This window comes from Arthrobacter sp. SIMBA_036 (assembly GCF_046535135.1).
Classification (GTDB): domain Bacteria; phylum Actinomycetota; class Actinomycetes; order Actinomycetales; family Micrococcaceae; genus Arthrobacter.
Genome location: NZ_JAWRXG010000429.1, coordinates 1 through 240, shown reverse-complemented (window position 1 = coordinate 240; position 240 = coordinate 1). Strand labels below are relative to the sequence as shown.

The 240-nt window shown below is 62.5% G+C and carries 1 protein-coding gene; it reads right to left on the bottom strand.

Features of this window, described 5'->3' with window-relative positions; genetic code table 11:
- A partial coding sequence (locus tag SB659_RS20415; RefSeq protein WP_410551753.1) for an ABC transporter permease subunit occupies positions 1-228 on the bottom strand: 228 nt, incomplete at its 3' end.
- Positions 229-240 lie beyond the last annotated feature (12 nt).

Sequence of the window (240 nt, the reverse complement as noted above, 5' to 3'; positions counted from 1 at the left end):
CGCCAGCGTAACCAGCAGCAGCGCGCCCGCCAGTGTCTTGACGACACTGCCCGAACCACCGTAAAGCGACGTTCCACCCAGAATCGCCGATGCAATGACGGCGAGTTCCTGCCCCTGCATCGCGGTCGGATTGATTGCGCCGAGCCGGCTACCGAACAACACGCCGCCAACCCCGGCGACGCCGCTGCAAAGAACGAAAGCGGCCATCTTGTATCGTTTGACGTTGATACCCGACAGACG